This is a genomic window from Roseivirga sp., from assembly GCF_049099775.1.
GTDB lineage: Bacteria > Bacteroidota > Bacteroidia > Cytophagales > Cyclobacteriaceae > Roseivirga.
Genome location: NZ_JAGDZM010000013.1, coordinates 145,775 through 163,024 on the forward strand (window position 1 = coordinate 145,775; position 17,250 = coordinate 163,024).

The following is a 17,250-nucleotide window of genomic DNA, read 5'->3' on the forward strand; positions in this document are numbered from 1 at the left end:
GGATCAACGCTTTGAGCTCATCAAGGTTTTGATCCTTTTTTTGTTTTAAGAATTTCTTTTTTTAATGCAGAACTATTGACGGATTTGATCTAAATAAGCTTCCAGAGCTGTTTTTTGCGATTGATCCGCAGCTGAAAGATCAGCATCTAATAAGTTATCGTTTTCGTAAGGATCAGCATTTAGGTTGTAAAACTCTTCATTGCCATTTCCATTCACAATCAGTTTATGACTTTGATTTCTGATGGTCCATTCATCAGTGATTCCGTCAAAAAATTCAGAATAAGTAAAATCTCGGAAATCATTATTTGCTGTACTTAAGAGTTCTTGAAAATTCTGGCTATCGTTGGTACTATTTACTGAAACACCGGCAAATGAAGCTATTGTAGCAAAAAGGTCTGTGGCATTGACCAAGGCATTATCCTCGTCAATTCTTGTCACCCCTTTACCACTGATAAACATCGGCACGTTAATTCCACCTTGATACATGGTGCCTTTCGCTCGTCTTCTGCCATATGGAGCTTGAGAAACCTGGTTTGGAGATCCATTGTCTCCCATAAAAATGATGACTGTGTTGTCTAATTCTTCATCAGGTATACTTTCTAGCAATCGGCCAATCTGAAAATCCATGGCTTCAATACTGGCCATAAAATAGGGAGTAGGGTTTGCGTCGATGGAAGCTTGATCATTCGGCAGTGCGCCCTGAGCATGCATATTGGCTGGTGGTAAATGAAAAGGCGTATGAGGGGCATTATAGGCTAGCCATAGAAACCAGGGCTTGTCTTGCGCGTTGACCCAGTCAATGGCTAAGTCAGTAAATTTAGTGGTAGCATATTCCGTTTCATTGGTGACAATGCCGTCTTCGGTCAAGTTCCAGTCGTAATAATCACCAACTGCGCCAGAATAGAGACCAGCATAGTAGTCTATACCCATATCTTCGGGATTTAAAGTGAAGTTATTGCCCGATAAATGCCACTTTCCAACGATTGCCGTAGCGTATTTGTTATTAGTTTGATTACTGATGTATTCTTGCAATGAGGTTTCGCTACTTGATATTTCATCACCTGGTGATCGCACGCCGGTAGAGAATCCATACTTCCCTGTCAAAATCGTAGACCGCGTAGGGGAACAAACTGAGTTGCTCCAAAAGTTATTGAAGGTTACGCCAGCATTTCGGATTCCATCTAAATTTGGTGTGTTGGCTTTAATGCTTCCTTCTGTGTATCCATTGATAGCGTCTAAGCCTAAGTCATCAGCGATGATTAATAAAATATTGGTGTCATTATCTTCGGGAGAAGTGGGTGAACTCTGATCATCTGAAGAACATGAGGTGAACCATATGCTTATGCAAACTGTGAGTAGGATGTATTTCTTCATAAGGTGAATTTGCTGCTTACAAGACACTTAAAATGTGCTTTGGTTTAATACGTCCTCAAAATACTATCACCCTACTTTAGTTCGAATTGATTTTATTAATAAAATTTAAATATCTAATAATCAATTCATTGTGGTTTATTTTTCAACTGATGCTTTAATGTCTATTAAATCCTGTTCTATAGCTTTGATGGTGGCTTTTTTAAACATAGGTCCAAGTACTGCAGACATGATTTTAGCCATTATGGTTTGTGGCGTGCCATTAAAAGACATGGTTAAAAGCGTGCCACCTTCTATTTCCTCAAGCATGAGTTTTGAAATATAAACTGCTCCGTGACTTTCAGCTCTTGTAAGATAATAATCATTATCCTTAGCATCGGTAATCCACATCGTTTCAGTCGCAGATTTACCAAACATAATTCTCGTTTCCGTCCATTTTAATCCTATGAAACTGTCCTTTGGCTGCTCTAGGATTTCTATACTTTGGATAGCACTAATGCGGTCTTTTGCTCCTTCAATATCACTAATCACCTGCCAAACCTGCTCTTTTGTGGCTTCAATTAAAATGTCTGCTTTAAAATTCATTTGTTCAGTTTTTTAATTTCTCAGCGTTCTAACTTAAGAAACGCCCTTGATTTGATAAACCAAGGTGATAAGAGTAGCAAAATAGGTATTCATACTTAAGTATGATTTTAAGGAAAATTGACCTTGCAGAATAAATTTGTTACTCCAAGGTCATGCTGTAGGCTTGTTCAAGATCTTCCGTAGGGAATTTACAGGTCTTATTCTGACAGACATAAATCATTGTTCTACCTTCCATAAGCTTATTCGCTAGTAGGGGGACATTACCTTCTGATTTACCACCTAAGAAAATAATATCCGGTCTAAAAGATCTGTCAAGTGCTGCTTGAAACTGTTTAGCCCGTTCACCGAGTATAGCAACTTCGTATGGTGGGTTTTCGAGCAACATTAAAGACTGAATCCATTTACCAGTAAAAGCAGGTGCGATGGAGATTTCATTGCTTTCGGCTGCGATCATGCTAAACGCTAAATCCTTCCAGCTACTTCGAGAATCGTAAAACAGTTCGGCTAGTAAAATTAAGTTTTCAGCAGCCTGAGCATTTCCAGAAGGTAAATCGGAATCTAAAGTTGGGTAGCTTGCCATGAATAACTGATCTGTTGAGGCACTTTGCTTGAATAATGGTGAGTCGTCAGTTGTAAAGAGGGAAACTGTCTTAGCCGTTAGTTGTTCAGCCATTTCAACCCATTTTAAGTTGAAATCTACTTGGTATAAGGTGATGAAACTCGCAGAAAGCTGTGCGTAATCTTCTAAAAACCCAGCTTGTGATTGATCGTTGGTTCTTGAAAGAAATCCGTCACTGTTGATGTGATTTTGAAATAAGTAACTGGCTAATTCGTCTGCTTCTTGCAAGTATTCGATATTTTGAGTGGCTTTATAAAGCGAAACAAAACCTTGAATTACTAGGGCATTCCATCCAGTAATTACCTTTTCGTCCTTTGGTGGCGCATCTCTTCTAGATCGTTTTCTCAGCAAATCTTCTTTAGAAGAGGTTTTAGTCCACTTTAAGTAGTCTGCCTTACTATTTCCATTCGCAAAAAGCACGTTCTGATTATTCTCCCAGTTTCCCGCTTCGGTAATGTTGAATAATTCGATGGTTTTCTGGCTATCATCAGTTGATTCAATTTCGTTTAGCGTCCAAGTATAATAGCCGCCTTCTACTTCATTACTCACCGCATTAATGGACGAATAAAAGCCACCGTTCTTATTTTTAAATTCTGTTTGAAGGGAGTTGGCCGTACTTTCTGCGATATATAAGTAAAAAGGATCGTTGTATTTACGATAGGCCTTTGCGTAAACATCCATCAATTGCGCATTGTCGTAAAGCATTTTCTCGAAGTGAGGAACCTTCCAATCTTCATCGGTAGAATATCGGGCAAAACCACCGTTTAGATGATCGAACATGCCACCTAAGGCCATATTGTTTAAAGTTTGTCTTAAGAAATTGTCTAGATCTTTACTCGGTTTATAAAAAGTATAGTCTAACAAGGCGGACAAATAAGGCGAGTTAGGGAATTTCTGAGTGCCCTTAATACCTCCGACAATTGTATCGCTTTGACTCAACCAAAGCGCCTCAAATTCGGATAAATCCAAGTCGATGCCTTCTCCTTTTATGCCAGACTGCGCTTTAAGAGATTCGGCCAAAACGTTCGCTTGACTTAAGATTTCTTCTGGATTTTCTTTGAATAGATAGTCTGCACGCTGAAGCACAGCCTGCCAGTCGCTATTTTCAAAGTATGTGCCAGCAAAGAGTGGTGTGCCATCGGCAGTCGCTACTATGTTTAGTGGCCAACCAGAACTACCAGTCATTTTTCGAGCTGCTTCCGCATAAACCTGATCAATATCAGGCCTTTCCTCTCTATCTACTTTGATAGAGACATAATTGTCATTCATCAACTTGGCCACAGTTGTGTCCATAAAAGTCTCTTTTTCCATAACTTGGCACCAGTGACAGGCATAATAGCCAATGCTAATCACCACAAGTTTATTTTCATTTTTAGCCTTGTCAAAAGCTTCGTTACCCCAAGGAAACCAATCGATAGGATTGGTGGAATGTTGCAATAAATACAGGCTGCTTTCAGAGGCTAATCTATTCTTTGGTAGTATTTTTTTACCATCAGCACTACAACCATAAGCGAATAGTAAAATTCCAATAAGAAGGAAGGAATTAATCGTCTTCATTCTGTTACATTTTTTCAATAACAGCGTATTTTTTATACCCGAAACTTCTATCTTGAGCCTTTTATTGGACATTTGAAGTGATGTGTGGACTGATGTTACAAGTATACAGAACAAATCGTAAAAGACTACTTTTTACTTTTTCCGTGATTCTAGGTATTTGCTTGTTTTTTTCGTGTGGTTCGAATGAAACAATTGAAGAAAAACCAAAGGATATTCCTACAGAGACAACGCCTCCTGTGTTCAGCGAAGTGTCCTATGCGCTGTCTGGCATCAACTTCATTAACACCATTAGGGAGAATGAAACCCATAATTTTTTCAACTACAACTACATCTATAATGGTTCTGGTCTGGCGGTAGCCGATTTCAATAATGACGATCTTCAAGATGTTTATTTTGTATCCAATCAGTTTGGCGCGAAACTCTTTTTAAATAGGGGAAAACTAAAATTTAGGAATGTTACGGATAGCGCTGGGGTAAACGCGAGTGAGGGTTGGAAAAATGGAGTGACGATTGTAGATATTAATAACGATGGCTTTAAGGACATCTACGTATCAAGATCGGGTCGGTATGAAAAAGAGGAAGAGCGCACGAATCTTCTTTATGTAAACAATGGTGACTTAACTTTTACTGAGCAATCTAAAACATATGGCCTGGACGATCCTGGTTACGGGGTTCAGGCTTATTTCTTCGATTTTGACAGAGATGGCGATTTAGATATGTATCAGGTAAATCACCGGATCGATTTTGAGAATAAGAATACCATTAATATGCTGGCCCGGACTGATGACTCGGCGAGTAAATATGCCAGGGATAGGCTGTACGAGAACAGAGGAGGTAAGTATAGAGATATTTCTGATAAAGCAGGCATTGTGAATAATGCTTGGGGGCTTAGCGCGGTTTTAGGAGATTTTAATGAAGATGGTTGGGATGACATCTATGTGGCGAATGACTACTTAATGCCCGATTATCTATACATCAACCAAGGAAACGGCACTTTTAAGGAATCGATAGGAGATCACTTCAATCATATTTCATTCTACAGTATGGGTAGCGATTGGGCGGATATAGACAATACAGGTCATTTCGATCTTTTTACACTAGATATGGCACCTGAAGATCATGTAAGGTCTAAAAGGTTAATGGCCGCAATGAGTAATGATGTTTTTTGGACTATGGTAGATCAAGGATATCAGCATCAGTATATGGTCAATACTCTACAATACAACCATGGTAAGGGTAATTTCAGCGAAGTTTCTCAATTGGCGGGCATTAGTAAAACAGATTGGAGTTGGACAGCACTTTTTGGAGACTATGATGCTGATGGACTCAAAGATTTATTTGTAACCAATGGAATTCGTAAGGATATCACCGATAATGATGCCATGACGGCTACAGATAAGCTCTCAGCTTCTGGAAACCTCAAGTTAGGCCAGGTCCTTAACCTTTTACCTAGTGCAAAGCTTCAAAATCCGATTTTCAAGAATCGAGGCAGTCTAAATTTTGACAGATCGAATGATAGCTGGGGCATGAAGAATGCTTATAATTCAAATGGTGGTGTTTATGCCGATTTGGATAATGACGGCGATCTAGAGATTCTCACGAACAATATGGATTTGAATAGTAGCTTATTCAAAAACCTTACGGTTGAAAACACAGGAAGAAAATTAAAGAGGCTAAAGGTTATTGGTCCTAAGGAAAATCGAGATGCATTGGGTACAACGCTAAAGTTAGTTTCTGAAGACGGTAGTGTGAGGATGGAAAAAATCCGAGGCAGTAGAGGCTACTTATCGAATTCTGATCCAAGTGTTTTCATAGCAGATACAGATAAGGTTAAAGAAGTTCATGTGATTTGGCCTACTGGTAAAACATCAATTATCAACTTAACAGGAGATGATCTTTTGGAGGAGATCGACTATAATAAACTTGAATTTGTAACGCCTATTGTATCAAAAAGCGACACCTACTTTACAGAAACAAAGGATTCTAAAATAACCTACAGCCATCGAGAGAATGATTTTGATGATTTTATTGATGAAATTTTGTTGCCACACCGTCAATCCGAACATGGTCCTTTTATTTCAAAAGCTGATGTAAATAAAGATGGTTTGGAAGATGTGTTTATTGGTGGTGCTAAAGGCCAATCGGCATCATTATACGTTCAACAAGCGAACGGACAATTCAAGAAATCGTCAACCAGTACTTTTAGTAATGATAAAGGGCATGAGGATATGAATTCAGTATTCTTCGATGTGGATGGTGATAATGACCTTGACTTATATGTAGTTAGTGGTAGTGGTGAAATGTACAATGGTGCCAATGCTTTATTGAGGGACAGGCTCTATTTAAATGACGGGAACGGGAATTTTGAGAAATCACCGCAAGGTAGCTTGCCAAATGATCTTGCGGCAGGTAGCAAAGCACTGCCTACTGATTTAGATGATGATGGTGATGTAGATTTGATTGTTTTGAATAGAAATGTACCTGGCAAGTATCCATCAGGGCCAAAGAGTTTTATCTACGAGAATAACAATGGCCGTTTTGTGAATGCCACTAAACAGTTTTCCAATGACTTCTTCGATGCCAGAGATATGCTTGTTGATGGCACGCTTACAGATTTAGATGGTAATGGACATGAAGACCTAATAGTAGTTGGGGAATGGACAAGTCCAAAGATTTACTTGAATAATGGTGATGAGCTGGAATTAGCTTCATCGAAATTTGACGACTTGAAAGGGTGGTGGAATAGGATAGTGCATACCGATATTGACAACGACGGTGATATGGACTTTGTCATCGGTAATGTTGGCTTAAATAATAAGTATCATCCAACAGCAGAATCGCCACTTTACTTGTTCTACAATGATTTCGATGACAATGGTTTGGGAGATATCGTATTATCGAAAAGCAATGGAGGTGAATTACTCCCAGTAAGAGGGCGGGAGTGTAGTTCTCAGCAAATGCCATTTATTCTCCAAAAATTCGATAATTATGAGAAGTTCGCTAATGCCGATTTAACGGCTATTTATACGGAAGAACGATTAGATGAATCACTGAAGCTTGAAGTGAACAATTTTGCATCGGGGGTTTTAGTGAACAATGGCGATATGGAATTTGACTTTGTGCCTTTTCCTGCATTAGCTCAGTTTGGCTCTATGAAAGACATTATTCTAAAAGACGTAAATAACGATGGTTTGACCGATTTCATTACTGCCGGTAATTTCTATGGTGCAGAAGTTGAAACGGTTCGCTATGATGCCAATATGGGTTCTATAATTCTTAATAAAGGGAATGGCGCATTCGAGGTTATAAGCCAAGAACAGGCTGGTTTGTATTTAAAATCAGATGTTAGAGACTTAGCCACGATTACAATTCAAAACGATGAATACCTTATTGTAGCCTCCAATAATGATGAATTGAAAACTTACAAAGCCACTAAGTAAGTCTAACATCTGATTTATAAAACGTTTACACTTCTACAGTTTTCCATTTGCCTTTCTTAAAGAGGACGATAGAAACAACCGCAATCAAAATTTCAGCAAACGTAATGGCACTAAATACGCCAATAGGTCCCCAGTCGAACGTAATTGCCGCGAGGTAAGCAAAAGGCAATTGGAATACCCAAAAGCAGAAGAAATTAATGACAGTTGGTGTTTTCGTATCACCAGCCCCATTGAATGACTGCGTTACTACCATGCCATAGGCATAAAAGATATACCCGGCTGCAATCACTTGTAAGCTTAATGCACCATTTCTAACCACTTCCTCTATATCGCTAAAAAGACCAATAATGCTGTTAGCAAAGAAGAGGTAGACCAAAGAAATTACCATCATAAAAATGGCGTTATATTTCCCAGTTTTCCAGACTGATATTTCCGCGCGATCAGGTTTTTTAGCCCCTAAGTTCTGACCAACGAGTGTTGCCGCGGTATTACTCATTCCCCAGGCCGGCATTAAGGTGAACATCATAACCCGAATTGAAATGGTATAGCCTGCTAAAACATCGCTACCAAATTCAGACATAATCCTCATCAGGAACACCCAACTAGACGTACCAATAAGAAATTGACCTATGCCGCCAAGCGACACCTTAATCAAGTTCACCATCACGGCGAGATTGAGCACAAAGTCTCTAACGCCAATTTTAATTCTGCCCCATCCAAAGAACAGGATCATGAATTGGCCTGTTACAGCTACACCACGTCCTATGGTAGTGGCAATTGCTGCTCCTTCTACGCCATAAGCTGGTATAGGGCCTAGTCCGAATATGAAAATCGGGTCTAAGATGATGTTAAGGCCGTTAGAAAGGACTAATGTCCACATGGCAACGGAGGCATCTCCGGCACCTCTAAATATGGCATTTATAAGGAATAACATCATGATGGTGATGTTACCGCCAAGTAAAATGCGCGTATATCGGTAACCTTCCTCTATAAGCGACGCTTCGCCACCCATTAAACCAAGGATTTCCTTAGGGTAAATTATCCCGAGAACGCCCAGTATAACGGCCACTATGGCGCCTAAAAAGATAGCTTGAACGGATGCTTTTGCCGCACCTGCCTTATCTTTTTCACCAATTCTTCTTGCCACCACCGCTGTGGCCGCCATGCTTAAGCCAATGGCTACTGCATAGAGGAGTGTAATTACTGATTCTGTTAAACCGACCGTAGCGACGGCGTTGACCGAAATTCTGGAAACAAAGATGATATCTACCAAAGCAAAGGTAGACTCCATCAACATCTCTAAGATCATCGGTATAGAAAGCATGAATATCGCTTTCCGAATACTTCCAGAGGTAAAATCTTCTTGTTTACCTGCTATGGCCATTTTAAGGTATTGCCAAAACCTAATAAATCTATTACTCGATAATTGAGTCATTACGTGAGAATTAATAAAATAAAAAAATGAAATAAATGATGTGCGCGAAAGGGATTAACCGCACGCGTTCAGGACCAGGATTTTCGGTTCGGTCGATATGAACGTGATAATTCTCATAACTTCATGATGACACAAAGCAAGCACTATTTTTTTTGATTTTCAAAAAGAAAATTTTAAGAACCGATAATTTCCTTGAATTCTTGCATTCCAGCAGTGGCATTTTTCTGAATAAAAGTCACTTCATTCGAAATACTTGAAATTGCCGATTTAGGGTCGATTAAGTACTTTTTAGCCTGTTTTGGAGCGAAGTCAATTAAGCCTGCTGCAGGGTAGACTTGAAGGGAGGTTCCGACGATTAAAAAAATATCTGCTTGACTGGTAATTTCTATCGCCATGTCCATCATGGGGACCGATTCTCCGAACCAAACGATGTTCGGACGGAGCTGACTTCCTTTTTCACAAAGGTCGCCTATGCCTAATTTCCAATCGGTCATTTCATATATTATGGACTCTTCGACCGTGCTTCTTGATTGGAACAATTGACCATGTAAATGGTGCACATTTTTACTACCAGCCTTTTCGTGAAGATTATCTACATTTTGAGTAACGATCTGTACATCATACGCTGCTTGCAGTTCAGCAAGCACTAAATGTGCATGATTGGGCTTAGCATGCAAGGCCTGTTTTCTTCTTTGGTTATAAAACTCAAGCACCTGAGCAGGATTTTTAAACCAGCCTTGGGGTGAAGCTACTTCCATTACGTCATGACCTTCCCAAAGCCCATTTGAATCTCTGAATGTTTTAATGCCGCTTTCTGCACTAATTCCAGCCCCAGTAAGTACTACGAGTTTTTTCATTTGATCAGCTTCTTGTCAAAAATAAGCTTTTATAGAAGTTAAAAAGGCAGAAAACCTTCTTTGTCTCTCACTAAGGGCGTATTTTGAGGAATAAGCCAATGACACTCAAAACAAGCCGTTCTATTCTTGTATCAATCAAGCTCTTTTTATGGAGCATGTGCTTTATGGCCTATACGAGCCAGGCGCAAACCGGTACAACTGAAGGAAGGGAGTTTTATGTTGGCTTTATGGTAAATGGGGCAGTAGACAACCCAAATAAAAACACCATAATTATTAGTAGTAAAATCGCTACTCAAGGTAGAGCGGAGATTAGTGGAACTAGCTTCTCAAGACCTTTTACCATTGGTGCCAATTCAATCCATGAAATTGAAATACCAGAAGAATTTGAACCTTCTGGAACCCACGAGAACGAAAAAATATCAATACGAATTCGAACGAATGATCCAGTGAGTGTTTTTGCCTTTAATCAAGATCAGGCAACGTCCGATGGTACTATGGTATTGCCAGTTAACTCTTTGGGAGAGAATTACTTAATTAATGCCTACAATAATGACTTTTTTCTGCCTGGTGTAACTCAAAATGAGATTGTTTTGGTGGCTACGGCTGATTCTACCATTTACGAAATGCTGCCAAGCGCTGATATTCTCAATACAGATGGCGATGTAATTCACAGAAGAAATGTATCGTTTAGGGATACGCTCTTTTTAGGCGATCAGGTATTGTATTTTGCTAATGACAACTTATCAGGAACTTCGGTAGATGTGGTCAATGATGATCCAGATATTTTCTGCAAACCGATTGCTGTGTTTTCAGGCCATGTAAACACTTTAGTTGATGATTGCCAATCTGCTGACCATTTATATCACCAGCTTTACCCGACAGGAGATTGGGGTAAATCCTATGCAGTAGTGCCGTTTGCAACGAGAACCGGAGGAGATGTTGTTCAAATTCTCGCCGCTGAAAACAATACTAGTATTTCAACGACGAATGGCTCGCGCGTGCTGGATAAAGGGGAGCGCTGGGTATTTAAGACAGCCGTTCCAACTGCAATTGAAGCGAATAAGAGGATATCGGTTTTACATTTAAGCAGGGGCAAGGAATGCGATGCAGCTGATCGTGGGAACAATCTTGCAGATCCGTTTATGATTGTTTTGAGTCCTTCTAATCAAATCATAAAGGACATTGTCTTTTATGTGGCTTCAACCGATCGAACGAGTAAGTATTTTGTGAATATGGTTTCCGAAACTTCTAATCTGCAAGTGAGCTTTGAAGGAGTGGATATTTCGAGTCAATTTAGCCCGATACCCGGTAAGCCTGAATTATCGCAAGCAACGATAGAAACAAACAAAGGGTCAAGGTCGCTTAAGAGCACCAATGGCGTTGTTGCCCATGTTTATGGTTTCGGAGAATCCGAATCGTTTGGTTATGCAGTTGGCGGTAATCTTGGCGAATTTGAAGTGCTGATAAACGATGAACAGTTGGGTGTCGTAAATGAATCAATTTGCGAGGCATCTTTAGTCAGTATGAAGGTCACTTCCGACATTTCCATTTTAAAGGAGACCTATACCAGTTTTAGGTGGGAAATAAGCGATGGTACAATTCTTTTTGGCGATGACGTCACTCATGAATTTGCTGAACCGGGAGAATATGTCATTGACATGATCGCTTCTAAAGAAACCAGTCAATGTAGTAACCTGATTGTCAGGAGAACAGTGAATGTTATTCCCGATGGAATTGAAAGAATTTTGGGCCCAATATCTATTTGTCCGAGTGCACAAGACATTGTTTTTGAAGCTGATGGTATACTTCCTGGCTATACCTATGAATGGTTTGTTAATGGTGGAACTATAGATGGGTTACGATATGGTAATCAAGTTGTTATAGACTGGAATGTTGATGACAATAATCCACAAGTGCAGGTGGTAGCTCGCTCGCCGAATGGTTGTTTGAGCGATACGGTTACTTATGATATTCTTCTTAACGAAACACTGGAACCACTTGCGCCTTTTGGACCAAATCAGTTGTGTTCTGACGATGTACGAGAGGTACGGTATTGGACACCTCAGTCCACAGGATCGTCCTATACTTGGGAAGCTGTAGGAGGTGCTATAGTAGATGGACAAGGTACCAATGAAGTGCGGGTTACGTGGAGCTCTTTGGGGCAACATACTTTACGTTTTTACGAAACCACCACAGTAAACTCCCAATGTGATGGCGTATCTCAAGACTTGCTTGTGACTGTTCTGCAGCCTATTTCATTTACTTCCATAGAAACATCTGTTTCTTGTTTTGGAGAATCAGATGGTAAGACAGAATTGAGTATTGATGGAGGTTTAGCACCCTATACTGTCATTTGGGGTCATGGTGCTTCGGGAACACGTTTAGGTAACTTATCAACGGGTATATATAGTTTTACTATTACTGATGCGCTGAATTGTACATTGGAAGAATCCATTACCATAACATCGCCTGATCTTCTACAAGCTACTATTAATGCAATACCTGCAGTTTGTAATGGTTCAAGCGGAAAGGCAATTGCGAATGTAATAGGAGGAACAGCGCCTTTTCGCTTTAATTGGAGTGATGGGCGGTCTACAACCTTAAATGAAATTGGTGATTTGCCGGAAGGCAATTACTCAGTTCAAGTGCTTGATGCGAATGATTGTGAAACTTTAGTTAATTTTTCTATCGACGAACCGAGTGAGCTTGTAGCAATTTTTGAGGAAAAACAAGCTTGCCCGGGTGAATCCGATGGCATGTTGAGTATAGCCGTTTCTGGGGGTACTGCACCATATACTTTTAATTGGCAGATTCGTCCTAACAATCTACAATCGTCTATTGATCTGTTGAGTGCAGGCACCTATGAAGTAACCATTGTTGATGCCAATGGATGTGATCTGTCGGTTACTGCTGATGTTACTAATATTCGTCCTTTAGTGCGCTTTCCAACCGCATTTTCACCCAATAATGACATGATTAATGATACATTCGGTGCGGTTTTTAACTGCTCAATTGATTTCAATATGGTTGTTTACAATCAATGGGGTACGGTTATCTTCAGCACCAATGATATCAACGAACAATGGGATGGGACATTTGAAGGTAAAAAAGTGCCTTCGGGAACGTATTCTTATGCAGCGAGCTATCAGGCCGAATTCAATGGGAACCCATTTAGTGAGCGAGTGAGGGGCAGGATAAGCGTAATTTATTAGGCTATCCTATTTCGAGTTCAGTCTTATGTGCCGCTAAAACATCAATAATAAACTGAATATGTTCCGTTAAATCTACTTCCAGTAAATCAACTCCTGATTGAATTTCATCTCTTTCTACTTTCGCCGCAAAGCCTCTACTTTTTAGCTTCTTTTTAACAGATTTAGGGGTTAAACCAACAATTCCATCTGGTCTTACTTGACAACACGCTACAATAAAACCAGTCAGCTCATCACAAGCCAATAAAGCCTTATCCAATTTCGTATCATAGCTAACGCCCCATTTGGTGTAGTGAGCTGATATTGCATGTGCTATTTTGTCTTCACCCTTTTCTTGTAGCATTTTTACTATCCTGTTTGGGTGTTCTTCTGGGTAAGCCTCATAATCGGCATCATGCAAAAGTCCCGTTATAGCCCATTCATCTGCATTTTCACCGAAATGTTTGCCATAGGCCTCCATCACAATTTCTACCGTTCGGGCATGTCTTAGTAAGCTAGCGCCCTTGGTCATTGAACTTAGAATTTCTCTAGATTCTTCTCTGGTCATTACTTCTTAAGGTTTTGCTCGAAGAAATTTTTAATGAGCATTCTGAAATCTGGATTTAAGGGTAAATCAGGGTTTCCGTAGGTCGCTAAATTTTGTTGCCGATCGGCAGGTGCGTTCTTCAATACATGATTCATGCCATCGATAATGAACTGCTTAGACTTCGGATTCGCTTTGTATAGTCTATTCGCATCTTCCATCGTTACCTGAAAATCGGTAGTTCCATTAACGACAATAGAAGGGATGCTTAGTTTTTTGAAAGTTGATAGTGGATCGTATTTCATCCAAGCTCGCATAAATGGTTGAATACTTGGACGGAAAAGACTGGCAAAATAGCTCGGAACATTTTCAACTGCCTCACCTTTTCGAATGGAAGACATAATGTCTTCTGCTTCTTTAATTATGCTCTCAGGGTTGTTGGGGTTGGCCTTTAATTGTGACATTATGGTTTCAGAAATGTTAAGAGATGGGCCTGCTAAAGAGGCGAAAGCTGAAACATCTTCATCACGAGAAATGAGCATGCCGATCAATGATCCTTGACTATGACCAATTACACCTACTTTAGTAAATTTCTTGTTATTCAAAAGAGACTTTAGCCATGTTTTAGCATCTTCTACAAAAATGTCAAAAGTAAGGTCTGCTTCGGCAATCGCTGCGGATTGACTCATGCCCATACCACGTTTATCGAACCTTAAGCTAGCTATTCCGGATTCTGCTAGCGCTTCTGCAAGCATTTTTAAGGAATTGTTCTTTCCAGGTAATGCTGCAGAATTACCGTCTTTGTCAGTTGGGCCTGAGCCTTGAATAATTAATACGGCTGGTGTTTTTTTCTTGGTGTCAGGGTACATGACTACACCACCCAACGATCCATTTTCAACATCGATGAGTACTTCTTCTTCCTTAAAATTTTGGGCAATACTAAACGAGGAACTCGCAAAGCATATCAGGCAAATCAGTAGAATGTGTTTCATAGCTAATGGTTACTGAAATTTACTAAAATCAGTGTTAACAATGAAAAGTGGAATAGGGTGTAAGGCTACTTTTTCTTTTTAGCCTTCTTTTTAGTGGGTTTATTCTTTTCGATTAAGGCTTGAGCCTCTTCCAGAGTCATATCTGTAACATCGACAGTCTTTGCTAATTCAACTTTAAACTTACCCTGAATTACATGATGTCTTCCCCAGCGGGCTTTTTCAACTCTGATGCCTTCCGCTTCCCAGTGGTGGATAAGTTTATCCTTCTCCTTCTGAATTTTGTCTTCAATAAGCTGGACGATATCGGCGTCTGAAAGATTATCCCAATCATACTTTTTGTTCACATTAATGAACATGTTATTCCATTTGATAAAAGGCCCAAAACGACCTTTACCTTTTTGAACGGGCTTATCATCATATATGTAAATAGGAGCGTCTGCCGCCTCTTTTTCTTTAATAAGCACTATCGATTCTTCCTCGGTAATGCTCAATGGGTCGGCGCTTTTTGGCAGGGATACGAACTTTTCATCGTACTTAATGTAAGGTCCAAAACGACCAATTGCTACAATGATTTCTTTGTCGTTGTAGTGTCCTACTTCTCGTGGAAGTTTGAAAAGCTCAAGGGCATCTTCTAGCGTAATGTTTTCAATAAACTGACCAGTTTTTAGGCTCGCGAATTGAGGTTTGTTCTCTGGATCGTCAGGATCTGTTTCGCCAATTTGAACTAAAGGCCCAAATTTACCCAATCGGGCTATCACTGGCTTACCACTTTCCGGGTCAATACCCACTTCACGACTAGAACCTACTTCGCTACGGCTTATTTGCTCAGTTGCTTCTACTTTTTCATGAAAACCTCCGTAGAAGTTTTTAATCATTTTCTCCCATTCCTGACCACCTCCAGCAATATTGTCGAACTGTTCTTCTACCTGTGCTGTAAAAGAAAAGTCAATCACATTTGGAAAATGTTCGACAAGGAAATCATTCACCACCATGGCAATGTTGGTAGGGAAAAGTTTGGCTTTTTCAGCTCCGGTAATCTCAGTTTTTGTTTCTTCGGCAATCACATTATGTTGTAATGTCAGCTCAGCATATTTGCGTTCAACACCTTCACGGTTCTCTTTGAGTACATAATCTCTTTTTTGAACCGTAGAAATAGTTGGAGCATAGGTAGATGGTCTTCCGATGCCCATTTCTTCAAGTTTCTTTACCAAACTCGCTTCAGTATATCTGGCCGGAGGTCTTGAAAACCCTTGTCGCGCTTTGATATGATCTAGAGATAAAGACTGACCTATGTTAAGGGGAGGAAGGATGCCTTTCGCTTCTTCATTAGAATCATCATCATCGGTAGATTCGATATAAACTTTCAAGAAACCTTCAAATTTGATCACTTCACCTTGAGCGATTAATTTTTGTTCGTTACCTGAGATGTCAATCGTAACAATAGTCTTTTCTAATTGGGCCTCGGCCATTTGAGAAGCCACCGCTCTTTTCCAAATGAGTTCGTAAAGGCGCTGCTCATTATAGTCTTTTCCAGCAGTGCGCTGAGAAAAATTCGTAGGTCTAATCGCTTCGTGAGCCTCTTGAGCAGATTTTGATTTCGTTTTAAACTTTCTTGTTTTGACAAATTCTTCACCGAAAGATGATTTTATCTCGTTAACCGCTCCTTTAATGGCTTCATCCGATAGATTCAAGGAGTCTGTTCTCATGTACGAGATTTTACCTGCTTCATAAAGCTTTTGTGCTACCGTCATGGTTTGGACCACAGAATAGCCAAGTTTTCTACTGGCTTCCTGTTGTAAGGTAGATGTAGTAAAAGGAGCAGCAGGTGATCTTTTTGCAGGTTTTTTCTCGAGGTTCTCAATCGTGAACTCAGCGTTCACACAGTTGTCCAAGAATTCTCTAGCATCTTCCTGTGTGTTGAATCTTTTGGGTAGTTCTGCTTTCAATTCTCTGCCTTCGACATTGAATATTGCGCTAATCTTGAAAAAAGATTGTGTATCGAATTGATCGACTTCTCTTTCTTTTTCAACGACGAGTCTAACCGCTACAGATTGTACTCTACCTGCGGATAACCCTCTTTTTATTTTCTTCCATAAGACAGGAGAAAGTTCATACCCAACAAGCCTATCTAGGATTCTTCGCGCTTGTTGTGCGTTAACCAAATCCACATCAATATCGCGAGGACTGGACATGGCCGCTTGAATCGCTGACTTGGTAATTTCTCTAAAAACGATCCGCTTGGTGTGGGCAGGGTCTAGTTTTAAAGCTTCTTTCAAATGCCAACTGATGGCTTCTCCTTCACGGTCATCATCACTCGCGAGGTAAATTGTTTCTGCTGATTTGGATAATTTCCTAAGGCCCTTGATAACCTCTTTCTTATCAGCAGTAACTTCATAAGTAGGTTTGAAGTTGTTTTCTATGTCGATAGCCTTATCTCCTTTAGGTAAATCTCTAATGTGGCCATAACTGGAGACCACCTTGAAATCTTTACCCAAATATCCTTCAATCGTTTTCGCTTTAGCGGGAGACTCAACTATTACAAGGTTTTTCGACATACTTAACTGTTTATTTACACTCAGTGCGCCCAAAGATGCGCATAAAACTTTCAAAAAAACAAATGAAGATTTAAACGACTTTGTTCAGGATATATCAAAAAAGATTA

The 17,250-nt window shown here is 39.9% G+C and carries 10 protein-coding genes; 2 read left to right on the plus strand and 8 right to left on the minus strand.

The features are described 5' to 3' along the window. Positions 1 to 72: 72 nt before the first annotated feature. The 3 genes from JXQ92_RS17780 to JXQ92_RS17790 form a co-directional block, all read right to left on the minus strand. Positions 73 to 1,374 (minus strand): sulfatase-like hydrolase/transferase, encoded by a 1,302-nt coding sequence (locus JXQ92_RS17780; protein ID WP_421987993.1) that lies wholly within the window; start codon positions 1,372 to 1,374, stop codon positions 73 to 75. 135 nt (positions 1,375 to 1,509) lie between these two features. Next, complete coding sequence (locus JXQ92_RS17785; protein WP_421987994.1) at positions 1,510 to 1,956, minus strand: SRPBCC family protein; 447 nt, start codon at positions 1,954 to 1,956, stop codon at positions 1,510 to 1,512. Between the two features lie 139 nt (positions 1,957 to 2,095). After that, complete coding sequence (locus JXQ92_RS17790; RefSeq protein ID WP_421987995.1) at positions 2,096 to 4,132, minus strand: thioredoxin domain-containing protein; 2,037 nt, start codon at positions 4,130 to 4,132, stop codon at positions 2,096 to 2,098. Positions 4,133 to 4,224: 92 nt separating this feature from the next. Between JXQ92_RS17790 and JXQ92_RS17795 the strand changes: the two genes are divergently transcribed. Next, positions 4,225 to 7,572, plus strand: a complete 3,348-nt coding sequence (locus tag JXQ92_RS17795) for an FG-GAP repeat domain-containing protein (RefSeq protein WP_421987996.1) — start codon at positions 4,225 to 4,227, stop codon at positions 7,570 to 7,572. A 25-nt stretch (positions 7,573 to 7,597) separates the two neighbouring features. Here the strand turns inward: JXQ92_RS17795 and JXQ92_RS17800 are convergent, their stop codons facing one another. Then, positions 7,598 to 9,007 (minus strand): MATE family efflux transporter, encoded by a 1,410-nt coding sequence (locus tag JXQ92_RS17800; RefSeq protein ID WP_421987997.1) that lies wholly within the window; start codon positions 9,005 to 9,007, stop codon positions 7,598 to 7,600. A 173-nt stretch (positions 9,008 to 9,180) separates the two neighbouring features. Next, a complete protein-coding gene (locus JXQ92_RS17805; RefSeq protein WP_421987998.1) occupies positions 9,181 to 9,864 on the minus strand; it encodes an SIR2 family NAD-dependent protein deacylase in 684 nt (227 codons plus the stop codon). Between the two features lie 98 nt (positions 9,865 to 9,962). Between JXQ92_RS17805 and JXQ92_RS17810 the strand changes: the two genes are divergently transcribed. Continuing rightward, positions 9,963 to 13,076 carry a gliding motility-associated C-terminal domain-containing protein gene (locus tag JXQ92_RS17810; protein WP_421987999.1) on the plus strand — a complete coding sequence of 1,038 codons (3,114 nt, stop codon included), beginning with the start codon at positions 9,963 to 9,965 and terminating at the stop codon, positions 13,074 to 13,076. A 1-nt stretch (position 13,077) separates the two neighbouring features. Here JXQ92_RS17810 and JXQ92_RS17815 read toward each other — a convergent pair whose 3' ends face one another. From JXQ92_RS17815 to topA, 3 genes are all read right to left on the minus strand, one after another. After that, positions 13,078 to 13,620, minus strand: a complete 543-nt coding sequence (locus tag JXQ92_RS17815; RefSeq protein ID WP_421988000.1) for an HD domain-containing protein — start codon at positions 13,618 to 13,620, stop codon at positions 13,078 to 13,080. Next, entirely contained in the window at positions 13,620 to 14,588 is a 969-nt protein-coding gene (locus tag JXQ92_RS17820) for an alpha/beta hydrolase family protein (RefSeq protein ID WP_421988001.1), read from the minus strand. Before JXQ92_RS17820 ends, JXQ92_RS17815 begins: the two co-directional genes overlap by 1 nt. Before the next feature lie 65 nt (positions 14,589 to 14,653). Further along, positions 14,654 to 17,143, minus strand: a complete 2,490-nt coding sequence (gene topA / locus JXQ92_RS17825; RefSeq protein WP_421988002.1) for a type I DNA topoisomerase — start codon at positions 17,141 to 17,143, stop codon at positions 14,654 to 14,656. Positions 17,144 to 17,250: the final 107 nt, after the last annotated feature.

Excerpts from the sequence above, each read along its gene's own strand:
- JXQ92_RS17795 (WP_421987996.1), top strand. The coding sequence starts at position 4,225 with ATGTTACAAGTATACAGAACAAATCGTAAAAGACTACTTTTTACTTTT.
- JXQ92_RS17780 (WP_421987993.1), bottom strand. The coding sequence starts at position 1,374 with ATGAAGAAATACATCCTACTCACAGTTTGCATAAGCATATGGTTCACC.
- JXQ92_RS17790 (WP_421987995.1), bottom strand. The coding sequence starts at position 4,132 with ATGAAGACGATTAATTCCTTCCTTCTTATTGGAATTTTACTATTCGCT.
- JXQ92_RS17800 (WP_421987997.1), bottom strand. The coding sequence starts at position 9,007 with ATGACTCAATTATCGAGTAATAGATTTATTAGGTTTTGGCAATACCTT.
- topA (WP_421988002.1), bottom strand. The coding sequence starts at position 17,143 with ATGTCGAAAAACCTTGTAATAGTTGAGTCTCCCGCTAAAGCGAAAACG.
- JXQ92_RS17805 (WP_421987998.1), bottom strand. The coding sequence starts at position 9,864 with ATGAAAAAACTCGTAGTACTTACTGGGGCTGGAATTAGTGCAGAAAGC.
- JXQ92_RS17815 (WP_421988000.1), bottom strand. The coding sequence starts at position 13,620 with ATGACCAGAGAAGAATCTAGAGAAATTCTAAGTTCAATGACCAAGGGC.
- JXQ92_RS17785 (WP_421987994.1), bottom strand. The coding sequence starts at position 1,956 with ATGAATTTTAAAGCAGACATTTTAATTGAAGCCACAAAAGAGCAGGTT.
- JXQ92_RS17820 (WP_421988001.1), bottom strand. The coding sequence starts at position 14,588 with ATGAAACACATTCTACTGATTTGCCTGATATGCTTTGCGAGTTCCTCG.
- JXQ92_RS17810 (WP_421987999.1), top strand. The coding sequence starts at position 9,963 with ATGACACTCAAAACAAGCCGTTCTATTCTTGTATCAATCAAGCTCTTT.